The organism is Streptomyces sp. NPDC101166, from assembly GCF_044768125.1.
Lineage (GTDB): Bacteria > Actinomycetota > Actinomycetes > Streptomycetales > Streptomycetaceae > Streptomyces.
Genome location: NZ_JBIWPF010000165.1, coordinates 1 through 1,298, shown reverse-complemented (window position 1 = coordinate 1,298; position 1,298 = coordinate 1). Strand labels below are relative to the sequence as shown.

At 67.7% G+C, this 1,298-nt stretch carries 2 protein-coding genes; one reads left to right on the top strand and one right to left on the bottom strand.

Annotated features, from left to right (window positions below):
- A partial coding sequence (locus ACIRS4_RS37350; RefSeq protein WP_404204597.1) for an acyl-CoA dehydrogenase occupies window positions 1-1,078 on the top strand: 1,078 nt, incomplete at its 5' end.
- 26 nt (window positions 1,079-1,104) lie between these two features.
- On the opposite strand, the gene ACIRS4_RS37345 is transcribed toward ACIRS4_RS37350, so the two are convergent.
- A partial coding sequence (locus tag ACIRS4_RS37345) for a hypothetical protein (protein WP_404204595.1) occupies window positions 1,105-1,298 on the bottom strand: 194 nt, incomplete at its 5' end.

Sequence of the window (1,298 nt, the reverse complement as noted above, 5' to 3'; positions counted from 1 at the left end):
CACCAATGTCGAGCACAAGATGGGCCTCAAGGCCTCGGCCACCTGTGAGCTCACCTTCGGCGGGCACGGCGTACCCGCCGTCGGCTGGCTGGTGGGCGAGGTGCACGACGGCATCGCGCAGATGTTCGACGTCATCGAGCAAGCCCGGATGATGGTGGGCACCAAGGCGATCGCCACCCTCTCCAGCGGCTACCTCAACGCCCTCGACTACGCACGCCAGCGCGTGCAGGGCGCGGATCTGACCCGGCAGGCCGACAAGACGGCCCCGAAGGTGACGATCATCAACCATCCCGACGTGCGCCGGTCGCTGCTGCTGCAGAAGGCGTACGCGGAGGGCCTGCGCTCGATCTACCTCTACACGGCCGGACACCAGGACGACGAGGTGGCCCAGCATCTTTCGGGCGCGGACCCGGAGCTGGCGGCGGCGGTCAACGACCTGCTGCTGCCGATCGTGAAGGGGGTGGGCTCCGAGCGTGCCTACCAGTATCTGGCGGAATCGCTGCAGACCCTCGGCGGTTCGGGCTTCCTGCAGGACTATCCGATCGAGCAGTACATTCGCGACGCCAAGATCGACTCGCTGTACGAGGGCACCACCGCCATCCAGGCGCAGGACTTCTTCTTCCGCAAGATCGCCCGCAACCGCGGGGTCGCCTTGGGGCATGTGCTCGCCCAGGTCCGGCGGACCGCGGAAGCTGACGGCCCGGAGCAGCTGAAGATCGCCAAGGATCAGCTGTCGGTCGCGGTGGAGCAGATCCAGGCCATGGCGGGGATCCTCACCGGGTATTTGCTGGGGGCGGCGGAGCAGCCGACCGAGCTGTACAAGGTCGGCCTGGGTTCGGTCCGCTTCCTGATCGCCGTGGGCGACCTGCTGGTCGGATGGCGGCTGCTGGCCGGCGCTGAGACCGCGCTCGCTGCACTGGATTCCGCGGCCGTCGAAGACGACCGACGCTTCTACGAAGGCAAGGTGGCCACCGCGAACTTCTTCGCGCAGCAGATTCTGCCCCGCCTGGACGCCGACCGCGACATCCTCGCCGCGCTCGACGCCGAGATCATGACCCTCGGCGAGGCCGCCTTCTAGGCCGGATGCAGCTCACGGGGTTGGAATCAGCGGCAGGAAAAGGGTGTTCCGGCGCGGTGCCGGTTGCTTCGATGCGGATGTGGTTGTAGCAGGGATGTTGCCGCGCGGTCGGTGTTCGGGGTTCGGGTGCGATGAGCGGTGAGGGCGTCGATGCGCCCGTGGTGCGGCTGCGTGCGCTGACCTGGCAGGTGTTCGTGCCGACCGCCGTATTCGGGATGGG